Source organism: Kordia jejudonensis (assembly GCF_001005315.1).
Taxonomy (GTDB): domain Bacteria; phylum Bacteroidota; class Bacteroidia; order Flavobacteriales; family Flavobacteriaceae; genus Kordia; species Kordia jejudonensis.
Genome location: NZ_LBMG01000001.1, coordinates 131,324 through 148,657 on the forward strand (window position 1 = coordinate 131,324; position 17,334 = coordinate 148,657).

At 35.5% G+C, this 17,334-nt stretch carries 16 protein-coding genes; 8 read left to right on the forward strand and 8 right to left on the reverse strand.

Features of this window, described 5'->3' with window-relative positions; all coding sequences use genetic code 11:
* Positions 1-7 precede the first annotated feature (7 nt).
* From AA089_RS00480 to AA089_RS00515, 8 genes are all read right to left on the reverse strand, one after another.
* Positions 8-1,777, reverse strand: coding sequence for a BatD family protein (locus tag AA089_RS00480; RefSeq protein WP_046754937.1), 1,770 nt, complete (start codon positions 1,775-1,777; stop codon positions 8-10).
* A 21-nt stretch (positions 1,778-1,798) separates the two neighbouring features.
* Positions 1,799-2,653: a tetratricopeptide repeat protein gene (locus AA089_RS00485; RefSeq protein WP_046754938.1), complete on the reverse strand. Its 855-nt coding sequence runs from the start codon at positions 2,651-2,653 to the stop codon at positions 1,799-1,801.
* Positions 2,650-3,684: a vWA domain-containing protein gene (locus AA089_RS00490; protein WP_046754939.1), complete on the reverse strand. Its 1,035-nt coding sequence runs from the start codon at positions 3,682-3,684 to the stop codon at positions 2,650-2,652. Before AA089_RS00490 ends, AA089_RS00485 begins: the two co-directional genes overlap by 4 nt.
* 1 nt (position 3,685) lies before the next feature.
* The gene (locus tag AA089_RS00495) at positions 3,686-4,198 is read right to left on the reverse strand and encodes a flavodoxin family protein (protein ID WP_046754940.1); all 513 of its coding nucleotides are present in this window, start codon (positions 4,196-4,198) and stop codon (positions 3,686-3,688) included.
* A gap of 3 nt (positions 4,199-4,201) precedes the next feature.
* On the reverse strand, positions 4,202-5,209 hold the full coding sequence (locus AA089_RS00500; RefSeq protein ID WP_046754941.1) for a vWA domain-containing protein: 1,008 nt from the start codon (positions 5,207-5,209) through the stop codon (positions 4,202-4,204).
* On the reverse strand, positions 5,209-6,879 hold the full coding sequence (locus AA089_RS00505; protein WP_156168845.1) for a hypothetical protein: 1,671 nt from the start codon (positions 6,877-6,879) through the stop codon (positions 5,209-5,211). Before AA089_RS00505 ends, AA089_RS00500 begins: the two co-directional genes overlap by 1 nt.
* Positions 6,880-6,904: 25 nt before the next feature.
* Entirely contained in the window at positions 6,905-7,771 is an 867-nt protein-coding gene (locus AA089_RS00510; protein WP_046754942.1) for a DUF58 domain-containing protein, read from the reverse strand.
* Between the two features lie 105 nt (positions 7,772-7,876).
* Entirely contained in the window at positions 7,877-8,872 is a 996-nt protein-coding gene (locus AA089_RS00515) for an AAA family ATPase (protein WP_046754943.1), read from the reverse strand.
* A 189-nt stretch (positions 8,873-9,061) separates the two neighbouring features.
* Here AA089_RS00515 and AA089_RS00520 point away from each other — a divergent pair, with 189 nt between their 5' ends.
* The 8 genes from AA089_RS00520 to AA089_RS00555 all read left to right on the forward strand — a co-directional run bounded on the left by AA089_RS00520 (position 9,062) and on the right by AA089_RS00555 (position 17,163).
* Positions 9,062-10,894, forward strand: coding sequence for a sodium:solute symporter family protein (locus AA089_RS00520; RefSeq protein ID WP_046754944.1), 1,833 nt, complete (start codon positions 9,062-9,064; stop codon positions 10,892-10,894).
* A gap of 262 nt (positions 10,895-11,156) precedes the next feature.
* On the forward strand, positions 11,157-12,026 hold the full coding sequence (locus tag AA089_RS00525) for an aldo/keto reductase (protein WP_082113158.1): 870 nt from the start codon (positions 11,157-11,159) through the stop codon (positions 12,024-12,026).
* Positions 12,027-12,111: 85 nt separating this feature from the next.
* Entirely contained in the window at positions 12,112-12,864 is a 753-nt protein-coding gene (locus AA089_RS00530) for an SDR family NAD(P)-dependent oxidoreductase (protein WP_046754946.1), read from the forward strand.
* A 42-nt stretch (positions 12,865-12,906) separates the two neighbouring features.
* Positions 12,907-13,536: an HD domain-containing protein gene (locus AA089_RS00535; protein WP_046755017.1), complete on the forward strand. Its 630-nt coding sequence runs from the start codon at positions 12,907-12,909 to the stop codon at positions 13,534-13,536.
* A complete protein-coding gene (locus AA089_RS00540; protein WP_046754947.1) occupies positions 13,533-14,669 on the forward strand; it encodes an ATP-binding protein in 1,137 nt (378 codons plus the stop codon). The genes AA089_RS00535 and AA089_RS00540 overlap by 4 nt, the downstream gene beginning before the upstream one ends.
* A gap of 6 nt (positions 14,670-14,675) precedes the next feature.
* Positions 14,676-15,218 (forward strand): RNA 2'-phosphotransferase, encoded by a 543-nt coding sequence (locus tag AA089_RS00545; RefSeq protein WP_046754948.1) that lies wholly within the window; start codon positions 14,676-14,678, stop codon positions 15,216-15,218.
* A 93-nt stretch (positions 15,219-15,311) separates the two neighbouring features.
* The gene (locus AA089_RS00550; protein ID WP_046754949.1) at positions 15,312-16,046 is read left to right on the forward strand and encodes a metallophosphoesterase; all 735 of its coding nucleotides are present in this window, start codon (positions 15,312-15,314) and stop codon (positions 16,044-16,046) included.
* 115 nt (positions 16,047-16,161) lie between these two features.
* Positions 16,162-17,163, forward strand: coding sequence for an acyl-ACP desaturase (locus AA089_RS00555; protein ID WP_046754950.1), 1,002 nt, complete (start codon positions 16,162-16,164; stop codon positions 17,161-17,163).
* The last annotated feature ends 171 nt before the right edge of the window (positions 17,164-17,334 follow it).

The window sequence follows — 17,334 nt, forward strand, 5'->3', positions numbered from 1 at the left end:
TTTCTAATTACTTAATTTGTTTGTCAATTTGCGAAATGGTTTCCACCGCTTTTTCGTAATCTTTGTTGATTGTCACATCTGAAGCTGGCGTATATCGTGCAAATTCGCAGCTTTCTAATAAGCCAATAAAGTCTTGAAGCGTTTCTTGTTTTACGCCGCGTTGTGTGAGTAACTGACTTATTTTTTCTTTACTAAATTCAGACGTTTCTATGCTGAGTTTTGCGCGTAAATAGTTGTGCAATGCACGTTCCAATACTTCGTAAAACGCTTCTTTTTCGCCCAAGTGTTTCTTGGCTTCTGACAAGTATTTTTTTGCCAAACGATTGGCTCTTCGTGTTTTGCTTCCTTGAATGTCATTATCAAATTCTCGCTTTTTTCTTCGCACCAATAAAATGATTGGAATGAAAAGGAACGGAGCAATCAATAAACCATAAAATAAGTTCGTTTTAAAGAAATCTGCTTGTTTTCCAGAGACTAAATTTGTCGATGTTTTTAAGAATCTAAATTGTTCGCCTGAGGTTGTAATGAGTTGCTTTTGTGTGGTATTTTGTGTCGATGTACTTTCAGCTGTAGCTGAATTTACAGGACCTTCAATAACATTTATGACAATTTCGTCTGAAGTTAGCGTTTTGTATTTTTCTGTTTTCGGATCAAAATATGAAAACGAAATACTCGGAATTGGATATTTCCCTTTGTATTGTGGAACTACCGTGTAACTGTCTGAAATTCGTCCTTGCATTCCACTGATTCGTGTGGATACTTTTTCAGTAAATTCAGGATCGTACACCTCTAAACTGTTTGGCAGCTTTAATTTTGGTAATTGAAACAGTTTTAAATTTCCTTTCCCAGAAACCTCAACTTTCGCTTGTAGTGATTCTGTAGCGTTTAACGAGTTTTTACTTGTAGTAACTTCGAATTCAAAATTACCCACTGCACCAGTAAAATCTGCAGGTTTTCCTGCTTCTGGTAATGCTTGTACGTTTACTGTACGACGAGCAGAGGAAATGGTTTTATGAACGGTTTCATATTGTCTTCCAAACACACTTCTTCTTTGTGTAGGTACCGAAACTTGCACATCAATAGAAAATGGCTCAATGGTTTGTTTTCCTGTTTTTTGTGGATAGAGTACAAATCGTTTTAGCACTACATATGAATATTGTTCGCCTTTGTAAGTGCCGCTTTCTGCGCGAATGCGTGTTTCAATGTTTTGACTCCAAAAGTTGTTAAATGTTGGCTTTCCAAGTTCTCGGTAGTCGCTTACGTTGATGCCTGGTTTTACATATAATTTGTAGGTAACGGTAACAGGTTCATTTAAAAATGGTTTTCCATTAGAAACTTCTGTGACCAAGTGCAATCCTTCTGAAATGGCATAATCGGAGCTATTGCTATCATTCGATTTTGCAACTGCTGTAGTAACTTGAACTGTTACAGGTTGTGTTTTGTATATTTTGCCTTCTATTTCAACTTTTGCTTGTTTGATTGTAAATTTTCCTTCACTTGTAGGTTGCAGGAAGTATGTATATGTTTTTGAAAATGATTTTTGCCCATTGTTCCACACATGATTCATAGATTGTATCGGTCCGGCAGTGATGCGAAATCCTGTGAATTTTGGCGCCGTAAAGTTGTCGCCATCTCGATCCATTTCAAAATCAACACGTAAACGTTCGTTAACGCCTATTTTTTTCTTGCTAACTTTTGTTTCAAACGTAACCTGAGCCGTTGCAAAATTAGCAATGAGCAAGCATATAAGTGTGAGTATGTATGTGTTTGTTTTCATGTATTGTAAGCGCTTAAATGATTACCAATCTTTTTCAGCTTTCACTTTTATGGCTTTTCCTTTTTTCTCATTGAGTTTGTCTTGAGTTTTCTTTTCAGCATTGTTCATTGCTTGTAATAAACTCTTTATTTGTTGTGGCGATAATTGATTTGGCTTTGCTTGTTGTTGTTGCTTTTTATCATCTTTTTGATCCGCATTTTCCTTATCGTTTTTATCGTCTTTTTTGTTCTTCTCTTTTTCTTTATCGCCTTCTCCGTCTTTGTCTTTGTCGTCTTTTCCGCCTTTATCTTTCTCTTTATCTCCTTCGTCTTCGTTTTTATCCTTGTTATCTTTTTTGTCGTCTTGATCTTTTTTGTTCTCGTCTTCCTTTTTCTGATCTTTTTTATCCTTGTCTTCTTTGTTTTCGTCGTCTTTTGGAGGATTTTTTTCTAACATGTCTTTGGCTAACGCCAGATTGTACCGTGTTTCGTCGTCTTTAGGATTGTTTCGAAGTGCATTTTTATATGCTACAACCGCTTTTTCGTATTCTTTATTTTTCATGAAAATATTTCCCATGTTATGATACGCGCTGTGCTTTTCTTCTTTGGTCAATGCTACTTTTGTAGCTTGTTTGTACCGATTGAAAGCTTCTGCATAACTTTCATTAGTGTAATATGCATTTCCTAAATTGTACTTTGCCGTAGCGTTTTCGGCATCTTTTGAAATTGCTTTTCTGTATTCTGCCTCAGCATCTGAGAAACTATCTTCTTGCAATGCCTGATTGCCTTTGTACGTATACCGATTCGATTCTTGCTTTATTTTTTCAGCTTCTTTGTTTTGAGCAAAGGCAATCGAAACCGTAAATAATACTATCCATATGTTTTTTAAGTGCTTCATGATCCTTTTTCATTAAATAAATTCAACTTTTGTAACCACGCTGTTTTTCGTTCTAATAGAAATATATCTAACAGTAATAAAAAGATTCCCAATCCGAGAAACCATTGAAATTGGTCTTGATATTCAGAAAACTTTTTTGCTTCAAATTCTGTTTTGTCCATCGCGTTTAGTTGGCTTGTGATAAACTCAACGGCAGCTTCTGTATTAGAACCGTCAATATATTCGCCATTGCCTTCCGAAGCAATCGTTTCTAATGTTTTTTTGTTGAGCTTCGTGATGACAACCTCGCCTTGCATATCGCGTTTGTACGATTCTGTAATGCCTCTTCTTTTTAAAGGAATTGGACCACCTTTTGTTGTTCCAACACCAATGGTATAAGTTTTTATTCCTTCTTTTGTAGCTTCTTCTGCAATTTTTCCAGCGCCACCAGTATGATCTTCTCCATCGGAAATGATGACCAATACACGATTGGTTTGTTCTACATCATCATAATAGGTTTTTGCCAAACGAATCGCGTCATCAATGGCTGTTCCTTGTGAAGACAACATGTCTGTATTTAGGTTTGAGAGAAACATTTTTGCCGCCGAAAAGTCTGTGGTAATTGGCAACTGTGGCACGGCTCTTCCCGCATACGCGATGATTCCAATACGATCACTTCCCAATTTATTGATGATTTCAGAAACTATTCGTTTTGATTTGTCCAATCGACTTGGCGAAATGTCTTCTGCCAGCATACTTTTAGATACATCTACCGCAAAAACGATGTCAACACCTTCTCGTTTTACTGTTTCTAATTTCGTGCCAATTTTTGGATTGACCAATGCAACCGTAAGTGAAGCTATTGCCAAACACCAAATGGTAAGTTTTAGAATTGGCTTGAAAATCGATTTTTCTGGACTTAATCGTGCTAACAATTGTTTATCAGCAAATTTACGCTGTGCACTTCGTTTCCAAAGTTGCAAGAGTATAAATACCAATACCGCAATTGGTATGATAATGAGTAAGTAAAAATATTTTTTTTCTTCTAGCATGTTATTTTTCCATCAATTGATTCGCAAAGTTTGTGATACGTTGCTGCACTTCTTGTGTTATATTTTCTTCTTCAATCCATGTATGAATATGTCCTATATAGTTCATACCTAAATAGTGTGCACTTTCTATAAAAGGCATTTGAAAACCTTCTTTTAGTTCTTGATCCGATCCGCAACTGAGTACACCCATTTTTGTATTTCGCAAACGTCTTCCTACTTCTTTTTCATGAAATAGAAAGTCTGATATTCTGTCAAAAAACACCTTCATCATTCCACTCATAGTGTACCAATATATAGGCGTTGCAAATACAAACGTGTTGTAAGCTGCTGTCAGTTTTTTAAAAAGTGCATTAAAATCATCTTCATTTTCAAAATTATAATCAAAATGATTGATGCTGTATGTTTTTAAATCTACTACATCAAAACCCGTTTGTTGTTGAAGTTCTGAAACAGTTTTATAAGTGTTCCCTTTACTTCTCGCACTTCCTATAATGATGACTCCTTTTGTTTCCATGAGTTAGATAAAACTTCTAAATATGGTTTTTCTTAATATAATTTCTACTAGTAATAAGAGTCCTGCAAACAGTACAAATATTCTAAATTTTTCTTCATAATTTGTGTATTTGAATTCTTCTATTTCTGTTTTTTCTAGTTTATTGATTTCTTCATAAATCTGTGCCAATTTTTTACTATTGGTCGCTCTAAAGTATTTTCCGCCTGTGGTTGTCGCTATTTGTTTTAATAAGTCTTCATCAATAGTGACTTCCATATTTCTATACATTAGACTTCCATCAGGATTTATTCGTATGGGCGTTGGTGCCATTCCGTTGGTGCCAATACCTATGGTATATACTTTTATGCCATATTCAATTGCCAATTCTGAAGCAATTTGTGGTTCAATAAACCCTGTATTGTTGACTCCATCGGTTAGCAAAATAATGACTTTACTTTTGGTGTCACTTTCTTTAAGTCTGTTTACCGCTGTCGCTAAACCCATACCGATAGCTGTTCCACCAACCAATTCGCCATGTTTGTATTTGATATCTTTCAACGCCGTTTGAATGATATTTTTATCGGTTGTAATAGGTGTTTTGGTAAAACTTTCTCCGGCATATACCACCAATCCGATACGATCACTTGGTCGTCCGTTTATAAATTCCGCCGCCACTTTTTTTAAGGCTGTTAGTCGATTTGGCTTTAAGTCTTTCGACAACATACTTGCCGAGACATCAATTGCCATTACAATGTCGATTCCGCTATTGGTTTTTACACGTGTTGAAACTTCTTTGGTTTGCGGACGCGCAATTGCAATAATCAATGAAACAATAGCGAGTAAGCGCAATGCAAAAAGTATTGGTTTTAGCTTTGGTAATATACTTGGTGTTGTTTTGAAACCTTGTATACTTGATATTTTTACAGATGCCAATTGTTTTGGTTGTTTCCAAATGTACCAAGCTATTGCTAGTGGCAAAGCCAATAACAGCCAAAAGAATTGTGGATGTGCAAAAGCATAATTTTCTAACATCATTTTTGTTCTTCTATTTGTGTTATTGAGTTTAGGATTCTATCTACAATCTTTTTCCCTTCTTCGTCATTTTCTGCATACATCATACGCAGAATTTGCACGCCAATGCCTTCTTCAAATATGTATACTTCATAAGCTCTTCGCTGCGTAGTTCCTAATGGATTTTGCACATCGTTAAATGTGGCACTTCCATACATTTTGAGTCCTTTGATCCCGCGTGGCGATTCGTATTCGTCATATTTTACCACGATATCAGTAGTTCCCGCTTGCTCGTATTGTTTTAGGATTTGCTCCGTAATTTGATCTGCTGTAATTTCTATTTTTTCTGTAAATGTCAGTGTTTCTAGCGTAATCGCGAATGGTGCCAAATAACTTTGATATTGAAATATTTCTGAGTTTACTGGCGATTTGATACTGTCTGACTTTTTAATAGGACTGATTCGCTTTAATACTTTCGGTGTCGAAATGGTAAAGCCTGAAACGCCATATTCACTCGGAACCCATTCGCCATCAACTAAATCTGTGATGGAATGACCGATGTATGTGTTTTCTTTTACGTAGGATAATGTCGCGTAACCGATGAGTCCACCGAATACAATAATCATAGCGACAATTCCGATAGCAGCATTTCTGAAACGTGTTTTTTTACGTTGTTCTTCAATCAAACGCAGTTTGTACGCTTCATCTTTTATACGTTCTTCTTCAGATATTTCAGGAATGGCTTCTTTGGTTTCTACTACAATGTATTCTACCAAATTACGATCGGCTTTTACAACGGCATCATCTGGTTTTGACTTTGCAAATTTTACCAAATCGGCGGTTTGCAGTACGTTTTTCAGATTTTTAATGGTTTCATCTTTTAAATCTAAATATCCTGCTTGTTTTTGCGCTTCTATTTTACGGATAAGTTCTTCCGTGGTACTTTCCAACGCATCAATATGTACTTCTTCTTCAATGTATTGACGTACAATGTTTGTCAATTCTGAATAGTAATCTTTGTATTCCGATTTTAATAATAAGGTAGAGTTATCCAATTCATTCAGTTGCAATAAAGCTCTATCATATGGCGGAATTTCTTTTTTCTTCTTTTTCTTCTTTTTCGCTTTAAGCTGAAATACAAAAAAGTAAAAATAGGCTCCAAATGCGGCTACTAATACAAGAATTACCAAAAACCATTTCCACCAATTACTACTTCCTTTTTCAACAGAAACCAATGGTTTTATTTCAAACATTTTCTGTTTAAGCGTATCTACAGGAACATCTGCCACAGCAATTCGAATAGAATCTGTAAAGTATGGTTTTTCGTTGATGAGTATTTTTTGCTTTGGAATGAAATATTTTCCTGAGTCAAATTGTGTCAATCCGTACATTCTAGTCAGATTGTATTTGGCATCTTTTTTCAGCGTATCAACATTGTACGCTTCCAGCAATTCTAGTGGAAGAAATAGATTTTTTTCCTGTGGAAACACCACACTTGCCGTGGAATCGGCTTCTACTGAGATGGAAAGTTTTATTTCTTCTCCTATTTTTATTGCTGTAGAATCGACTACAGCTGTGACTTTTTGTGCAAATGAATACGTAGAAAAAAGAAAAAAGAATACGATCCAAAAGCCACACATTCGAGTGAATGCACTTTTCCCATTGGATGGTTGCCAATTTCTATTCATCATTTTTAATTCATTATTCATCATTCGCTTATCCTCTTCGTTTAAAATATCCTAATAGTTTTTTTACATAACTTTCGTCAACACGCGTACTCAACACGCCTGCACCACTTCGTGAAAATAATTCTTTGAAGTAATTTACTTTATCCTGATAGTATTTGGCATAGTTGTTACGAACCGTTTTTGAACCTGTATTGACCAACATGCTTTCGCCTGTTTCACTATCGAGCATTTGTACGATTCCTAAATTTGGAATTTCCTCTTCACGTTGGTCATAAATACGAATTCCTGTTAAGTCGTGCTTTTTGGCAGAAATTTTCAACGTTTGTTCGTAGTCATCTGCAATAAAATCAGACAACATAAAAACAATGGCTTTTTTCTTCATGACGCTTGATAAAAAGCGCAATGCTTGTGAAATATCGGTTTTGGTACTTTTGGGTGTAAATTCTAACAGTTCACGAATGATACGCAATACATGTGATTTTCCTTTTTTGGGTGGAATGAAAAGTTCTATTTCGTCTGAAAACAGAATTAAACCAACTTTGTCATTATTCTGCATTGCTGAAAACGCCAGAGTTGCTGAAATCTCCGTAATGGTTTCGTTTTTAAACTGTGTATTGGTACCAAACAATTCAGAACCTGAAACATCGACCATTAACATCATGGTCAATTCGCGTTCTTCTTCAAAAACTTTAATATAAGGTTCGTTGTAGCGTGCCGTTACATTCCAATCAATATTACGAACATCATCACCAAACTGATACTGACGCACTTCGCTAAACGTCATACCTCTTCCTTTGAATGTAGAATGATATTCTCCACCAAAAATATGATCGCTCAAACGGCGCGTTTTGATTTCTATTTTTCGTACTTTTTTAAGTAACTCTTTTGTATCCATTGTTCAGTGTCGCAGACATTCCGCACTTGATGCGGAATCTTTTTAAGTATCCGATTTAGTTCATTAGTAGATTCCTGCCTTCGCAGGAATGACAAAGTCAACTATCTATGGTACTTCAATTTCGTTTACAATATCATTGATGATTCCTTCAGAAGTAATATTTTCTGCTTCTGCTTCATACGTAATTCCAATTCTGTGACGTAACACATCATGAACTACCGCACGTACATCTTCAGGAATGACATATCCTCTTCGCTTGATGAATGCATAACATTTTGCAGCCGTCGCCAAGTTGATACTTCCACGAGGAGAAGCTCCAAAACTGATTAATGGTTTTAAGTTTTCTAGTTTGTATTTTTCAGGATAACGTGTCGCAAAAATGATGTCTAAGATGTATTTTTCAATCTTTTCATCCATATATACTTCACGTACTGCTTCTTGAGCTTTTAGAATTTGATCTACAGAAACTACCGCATTTACTTTTTCAAAACTTCCTTTTAAGTTGGCACGCATGATCAATTGTTCTTCATCCATTTTTGGATAATCAATCACAGTTTTCAACATAAAACGGTCTACTTGTGCTTCCGGTAACGGATACGTTCCTTCTTGTTCTACAGGGTTTTGCGTTGCCATTACCAAGAAAGGTTTGTCTAAAATAAACGTTTCATCGCCAATAGTTACTTGCTTTTCCTGCATGGCTTCTAATAGTGCCGATTGCACTTTTGCTGGCGCACGGTTGATTTCATCTGCCAAAACAAAATTTGCAAAGATTGGTCCTTTTTTAATCGAGAAATCATTGTCTTTCATGTTGTAAATCAACGTTCCGACAACATCCGCAGGAAGCAAATCAGGTGTAAACTGAATTCTACTAAAACTTCCTTGAACAGCTTTACTCAATGTGTTAATTGCCAATGTTTTTGCCAGTCCAGGAACACCTTCTAACAAAATATGTCCTTGTCCTAACAAGCCAATCAACAAACGCTCAACCATGTGTCTTTGTCCTACAATTACTTTGTTCATTTCTAACATGAGCAAATCGACAAATGCACTTTCTCTTTCTATCTTTTCACTAATAGCTCTAATATCTATTGTTTCTTCCATTTCGGTACTTTTTTGAGGCGTGAATTTACTAATCACATTTTAACGATGCAAATTGTTAAAATTATTCCTTTATTGCTGTTAATAATTGGTTAAAATATTTAGGATAATTTATATATTGAAGCCTTTAAAACTCAAAAGTGTACGTTTCGCAATATTATTGACCAAATTACCCTTTTTTAAACCGTTTTTATGGAATTATCAACTTTGGATTATAGCCTGATTTTTGGATTTTTTGCAATTGTTTTAGGAATTGGATTGTATGTCTCCAAAACTTCAGGAAAAAATACATCCGAATATTTTTTGTCAGGACGAAATATGCCGTGGTGGATTTTAGGAATTTCTATGGTGGCAACCACTTTTTCAACCGATACACCAAATTTTGTGACTGATATTGTTCGTAAAGATGGAGTTTCATCAAACTGGATGTGGTGGTCATTTTTAATTACAGGATTATTAACGGTTTTTGTGTATGCAAAACTCTGGCGAAAATCGAATGTTGCCACAGATATCGAATTTTATGAATTGCGCTATGGCGGAAAACCTGCCAAATTCCTCAGAGGATTTCGTGCCATGTATTTAGGACTCGTTTTTAATGTATTTGCCATGGCTGGAGTAACGCTTGCCGCGATAAAAATTGGCGGCGTCATGCTCGGATTGCAACCGTGGGAAACAGTAGTATATGCTGGAGCAATTACCGTAATTTTTAGTGCAATTGGTGGATTTAAAGGCGTTGTATACACCGATTTTCTATTGTTTTTCGTTGCGATGGCTGGTGCCATTGGAGCCGCATATTATTGTGTTACACTTCCAGAAGTTGGCGGATTGGAAAACTTAATTACCCATGAAAATGTAGCAAATAAGATCAATATTTTTCCAGATTTTAACAATAAAGAAATTCTGATAACGCTCATCGTGATTCCACTAGCTGTACAATGGTGGAGTTCGTGGTTTCCTGGTGCCGAACCTGGCGGTGGCGGTTATATTGCGCAACGAATGTTAGCCGCAAAAGATGAAAATCACGCGATTGGCGCCACGTTTTTCTTCAATATTATGCATTATGCATTGCGTCCTTGGCCGTGGATTTTAGTTGCCTTGGCATCGTTGGTAGTGTTTCCAGATTTAGAAAGCATCCGTGAAGCATTTCCAAACATTGCAGATGATAAATTGGGACACGATGTTGCCTATTCTGCCATGTTGACAAAATTACCAAGCGGATTATTAGGTTTAGTATTGGCTTCCTTAGTTGCAGCGTATATGTCTACCATTTCCACACATTTAAATTGGGGATCGTCCTACATTGTGAATGATTTCTATAAACAAACCATCAAAAAAGATGCTTCTGAAAAAGAATTGGTCAATGTTGGACGAATTTCTACCGTAGTTTTAATGATTTTGAGTGCCATTTTTGCATTGCGTTTGCAAAATGCGAGTCAACTTTTTGAAATTATCATCATGTTTGGTGCAGGAACGGGATTGATTTTTATTTTACGATGGTTTTGGTGGCGTATCAACGCTTGGAGCGAAATTTCGGCAATGGTGTCTTCTGGTGTGATTTCTTATTTGTTTAAATTAACGGTTGTTGGAGAAGTTTTATTTACACATACAACTGAAAGTGGACAAACGGTTGAAGCTTTACTACCAAGTTATGCACAATTTCCGTTGGTCGTTTTAATTACTACAATTATTTGGTTAACAGTAACTCTTATGACCCAACCAGAAACCAAAGAAACCTTATTCAATTTTTATAAAAAAATACAACCTGGCGGACCTGGCTGGAACAAAACCATTGCCGATGCCAAAGAAGCAAATGTAGAAATTGTAACAGATACAAAACCTTGGAATGTTCCTTCTGGAATTTTAGCCATGCTAGTTGCTATGATTTTTATTTACAGTATTATGTTTGCAACTGGCTACTGGATTTATGGCGATTATAACTATGCAATTGGCTTAACCATTGTGGTAATTGCCTCTGGATTCATCCTGACACGACTTTGGAAAAAGATTAAGACAACGATATTTTAAAATCGTATTTGTCATTCTTGCGTAGACAGGAATCTCTTAAATTTATAGACACGCTTTGCTTTTGGATTTCTTAGATTCTTGGAAGATTGTTTAAATTTCGTCAAGCTGAACTTGATTCAGCTTCACATAACAGTGAGCATCTCGACTGCGCTCGATGTGACAATTTTTAGTTTTTACAATCGAAAAATTCTACCAATCTAACATTCCAACAATCCAAATGGTCTAAAACAAATTCGTATTTTTACAGGAAAATTAATAGGATTTGAAATCAAATTATTCAAGAATTATAGCAGGTACCATGACCTGGGGACGTTGGGGAAAACAATTGTCAACTTCACAAATGGTAGACCTAATGCATCATTGCAAAAACACAGGAATTACAACCTTCGATCATGCTGATATTTATGGCGGTTATACTACAGAAGCTGAGTTTGGCAACGCTTTTATACAAAGCAGAATTGATCGCGAAAGCATCGAAATTATTTCAAAATGTGGTATTCAATACCAAGCGGAAACACGTCAAAATACCATAAAACATTATGATTATTCCGCGGCGTATATTATTTGGTCAGCCGAAACTTCGTTGCAACATTTACAAACTGATTATTTAGATTTGTTGTTATTACACAGACCAAGTCCGTTGATGCATCCTGACGAAATTGCCAAAGCAATTGACCAACTCACAACACAAGGGAAAATTAAGGAATTTGGTGTGTCAAACTTTACGCCTTCGCAAATGACGATGGTTGGAACAAAAAATGATATTTCAGCCAATCAGATACAGTTTTCATTGACAGATTTTGATGCCATGCATGATGGCACACTCGATTTTATGATGACAAATTCTATCCTACCAATGGCTTGGCAACCGCTAGGAAGTGTGTTTAGAGAAGAAACTGAACAGACGAGCAGAATTCACACGGTTTTAGACAATCTTACTGAGAAATATAGCGCAACGAAAGATCAATTAGTCTTGGCTTGGATTTTAAAACATCCTTCAAATATTCATCCTGTAATTGGAACGACAACGCCCGAACGTATAACAAACGCTGTCAAAGCAACAGAAATTGAGTTGTCATTGGAAGATTGGTTTATGTTATTGGTAGAAAGTCAAGGACATAAAGTTCCGTAGTTACACAGTCATGAGATATTAGTATTGAGAATTGAGATTTTTTTAGTTTAATTATAAAAGATTCCCGTTTGCACGGGAAATAAATATGAAAAAAACAGCTTTTATTACAGGTGCCACTAGTGGAATTGGACGCGAGATTGCACGCGAATTTGCAACACACAATATCCGTTTGATTCTTTGCGGACGCAGACAAGAACGCTTGGATGAATTACAGACTGAACTAAGTAAACACACGGAAGTTTATACGCTGAGTTTTGATGTTCGGGAAAGAGAAAAAGTAGCCGCAGCTGTAAATTCATTACCCGAGAATTTTCAAACAATTGATATTTTGATCAATAATGCAGGAAATGCGCACGGTTTGGATCCGATTCAAAGCGGAAATTTAGACGATTGGGACGCCATGTTAGACATCAATGTGAAAGGATTATTATATGTAAGCAAAGCCATTATTCCACAAATGGTCGCACGAAAAAGCGGTCATATTTTAAATATTGGTTCTACAGCTGGAAAAGAAGTATATCCAAACGGAAATGTATATTGTGCCAGTAAACACGCGGTTGATGCACTAAATCAAGGAATGCGAATTGACTTGAATGCTCATGGAATTCGTGTAGGCGCCATTAATCCTGGATTGGTAGAAACGGAGTTTAGCGATGTCCGTTTTAAAGGCGATGAAAATAGAGCTGAGAAAGTATATCAAGGTTATCAACCATTGAAACCACAAGATGTTGCAGAAATTGCATACTTTATTGTGTCGCGTCCTGCGCATGTAAATATTGCTGATTTGATGGTCATGTGTACGGCGCAAGCTTCGAGTACGATTGTGAAAAAGAATTGATTTACAACAGTAAATTCGTTTAATAATTTGCTACAAATCATAATGCAAAACCGACTCTACATACACTGGAAAGATTTAACATCTAAATATACCAATGATAACTTGTTTTTAGAATATCATTGGAAAGAAATTAGAGATACATATGGTGAAGAAAAACGTCATTATCACAATTTGAATCATATTAGTCATATGTTGCACTTTGCTGAGAACGATCAGGCTGATTTGGTTGATTATGATGTGCTACAATTTACCATTTGGTATCATGATATCGTCTACAAAGCGACCAAAAGCAACAATGAATTGAAAAGTGCTGAATTCGCCAAAAAACAATTAAAAACCCTTGAAATTGACGCAAAAAGAATAGAAAATTGTGCAAACTTGATCATTTCTACAAAAAAACATGAAATCATAAATGATCAAAATGAAGATAATGCCTATCTTTTGGACTGGGATTTGGCAATTTTAGGAACAGATTGGGAAACATACGAATCATACACCCAAAAAATTCGCAAAGAATATTCCATGTTTCCAAATTTCATGTATAAGAAAGGAAGAAAGAATGTATTGCAGCATTTTCTAACTCGTCCACAGATTTATTACACCAAAAAATACCACAATTTGTGGGAAGCAAACGCTAGAAAAAACATTCAAAAAGAACTTACTTTGTTATGATTAATAAACGCCTTTTGATTAAAAACTTACTCGCTCACAACGATGAGAATAGTTTTTATGATAAAAAGCGAAAGTTGAATATTGGCGAAAAAGAAGGAAAAGCTAAGTTTCTGAAACATATTTGTGCGCTTTCCAATAGCAACCCAAAAAATAACTCATTTATCGTGATTGGTGTGGAAGATGAAGACAATAAAATTGTCGGTGTTGACTTTTTTGACGATAGTAAAATTCAAAATTTAGTGAATGCCTATTTGACCAATCCGCCAATGGTGCAGTATGAAAATATCTACTTTCCACATTTACCCAAAGGAAAAGTTGTCGGTTTGGTCACGATTCGCCCAAACGGTAAAATTACGTCACTTCGCAAAAATATTTGGAAGTATTATGGCGGTTCGGTTTTTCTTCGTGATGGAAGCATTTCCATGCCAAAAGTGTTTGATATTGACATTGAAGATGTAAACTCTGAAATTGTACAAACTATTGAAAAAAGTGCGCAAAACAACATCAAATTGACCTTAGACAGCGTGATTAATTTCATTACCAATGAACATGAAAATTTAGAATCGCATTATCAAGTGTTTAAAGAACAATTTGTGGTGTGTTGGGCAGGAATTAAACAAAAAAAGAACGACAAAACGTTGTATTCCAGAGTTGATATTGAGTTGATTAACGAACAAGTAAAGTTATTTTATTCGGCACTTGATCAAGTAGAAATTACGTATACCGAAGATGAATTTACCATTATTGAATATGTACCACTTGGATTGCAAAATAAGTACAAATACTATCCGTTGGAAAAAGTGACAATTACCTTTCAACCCAATGGAATGTACAATTTGGATAGCAATTTAATATTTGAAGCGCCACAATTTGACAAAAAAACGTTGCATCATATTTACAATAGTAATAATTCCATTTTGGAAAAACTAACGAAGCAAATTCCGCTTAATGAAAACGAAGATCATGATGTACGAAATCTTCCAGCAACCTACATGATTTGCTATTTAAACGGTTTTCATGAAGCAAAAGAAAAACTAGATGCTGCAAAACCATACTTAAAAAACTATGATAAAGACATTTACGAATTATATAAAGCTACGATTCGAATTTTGCGAAAAATAAAATATAGTTAAGCCTATATGGACAAAAAAAGAACTAAAAATATAAGCAAGTTCCTGAGTTATCTGTTAAGACACAATCCTGGCGAAATTGGCATCATACTAGATGAAAACGGTTGGACTTCTGTTTCAATTTTATTAGAAAAAATAAACGTTGACACACAGACACTTTCTATGGAAGAACTGATATACGTTGTTGATACAAACGAAAAGAAACGTTTTGCTTTTAGTGAAGATAAAACACAGATTAGAGCCAATCAAGGACATTCTATCAACGTAAATTTAGCTTTGAATGCGAAAGAGCCGCCAAGTTATTTGTATCATGGAACGGTTGCAAAATTCTTGGAATCTATTCAAGCAACGGGTTTGCAAAAAGGAAGCAGACATCATGTACATTTGAGCGCCGATAAAGAAACCGCAATTAATGTTGGAAGCAGACGTGGAAAACCAATCATTCTAACGATAAAAAGTGGTGAAATGCATGCAAAAAATCATACATTCTACCAATCAGAAAATGGCGTTTGGTTAACGGATGAAGTTCCTGTTGGGTTTATTGAGTTTTAAAAAATATAAACACATTCTAGCTGTAATGTTATCTTTCTGTAAACAGTATTTATCCATAAATTTTTACACTATTTTAGAAGAAAATTTAAACGAATGAGAACATTAGTTGTCGGAGATATTCATGGAGGATTTAAAGCATTAACACAAGTGCTAAAACGCGCCAATGTTACCACTTCAGATACGCTTATATTTATGGGCGATTATGTGGACGGTTGGAGCGAATCGGCTGAATTGGTGGAGTTTTTAATCGATTTAAACACAAAACAAAAGTGTATTTTTATTCGTGGAAATCATGATGTTTGGTGTCATGAATGGTTGTTAGATGGACATATTAACGAGGTTTGGTACCGACATGGAGGAAAAGAAACGATTGAAAGTTACGAGCGAATTTCATTTGACAAAGAACAACACATAACATTCTATGACAATTTAGAAAACTACATTGTAGATGCAAAAAATCGATTGTTTCTACATGCAGGTTTTACGTCCATGTTAGGTGTGGAAAAAGAATTTTATCCCAAGAATTTTTATTTTGATAGAACGCTTATTGAAACAGCTGTTTTGGTAGAAGGTGTTGGTATTGAAAATATTACCAAAACTGCATACGGTCCAAGACGATTGTCATTGTACCATGAAATTTATATTGGACATACACCAACCATTCGATATGGAATTGACAAGCCTATGAAAGCCCACAATTTGTGGGATGTAGATACTGGTGCTGCTTTTACGGGAAAACTTTCGATTTTAGATGTAGACACCAAAGAATTTTGGCAAAGTGATCCGCTTCCTGAGCTGTATCCTGATGAAAAAGGACGAAACAAATAGTACAATTTTTCTTTCCAAAAATAAAACGTTTCTACTGTAAGATGTTAATTGTTGCAAATGCGTCGCTATTGTAGATATTTAGTGGTAATTTTGCGAAATTATTAAACCACCATCAATGTCTATAAAAAACATACGTTTAGAAGTCATGCAAACTATCGAAAAAGAAATCGATGGTTACATGGATAAATATTTGATTCCGCCAGAAAAAATATGGCAACCTACTGACTTTTTACCAAACTCTCAAGAAGATACTTTCTTTGACGAAGTACATCAAATCCGAGAAGAAGCCAAAGAACTTGGATACGATTTTTGGGTTGTACTTGTTGGTGACACCATTACGGAAGAAGCTTTACCTACCTACGAATCATGGTTAATGGACGTAGAAGGAATTAATCAACGTGGAAATGATGGTAGAGATAATGGCTGGGCAAAATGGATTCGCCATTGGACAGGAGAAGAAAATCGTCATGGAGATGTGCTAAGTAAATATTTGTACTTATCAGGTCGTGTAAACATGCGTGAAATAGAAATTACTACACAGCATTTAATTAACGACGGATTTGATATTGGAACCGCAAATGATCCATATAGAAACTTTGTATACACAAGTTTTCAAGAATTGGCAACCAATGTTTCGCACAAGCGTGTTGGACTTTTAGCAAAAAAACAAGGAAATGTATTGCTTGGAAAAATGTGTAATATTATTGCAGGAGACGAAATGCGTCATCATTTGGCATATAGAGAATTTGTAAAAACGATCTTCAATTATGATCCAAGTGAAATGATGTTGGCTTTTGAAGATATGATGCGAAAAAAGATTGTCATGCCAGCGCAGTTTGTACGTGAATCTGGAGAAGCTATCGGAACTGCTTTTGAAAACTTTTCAAATGCGGCGCAACGTTTAGGTGTGTACACTACGCATGATTATGTTGATATTTTAAGAAAGTTGAATTCGTATTGGGAAATAGATAAATTAACAGGATTAACGGACGCAGCCGAAAAAGCTAGAAATTACGTAATGCGATTGCCTGATCGTATGGCGCGTATTGCCGAGCGTGTTGCCATTCCAGAAGATGTTACCAAATTCAAATGGGTGGAAGCAAATGGAATGCTGTAACCATTAATTGAAAAATTAAAAGATTAAAGAATTAAAAAAATCAGCCGAACGTTATTCAGTACTGAATCTTGAGTCGCTTCGCTCTTAGATTGTTTGTCATTCTCTAATTGTCATTCCTGCGAAGGTAGGAATCTATTAGTATTACGAATGGATTTTGCATTAAATGCGAAT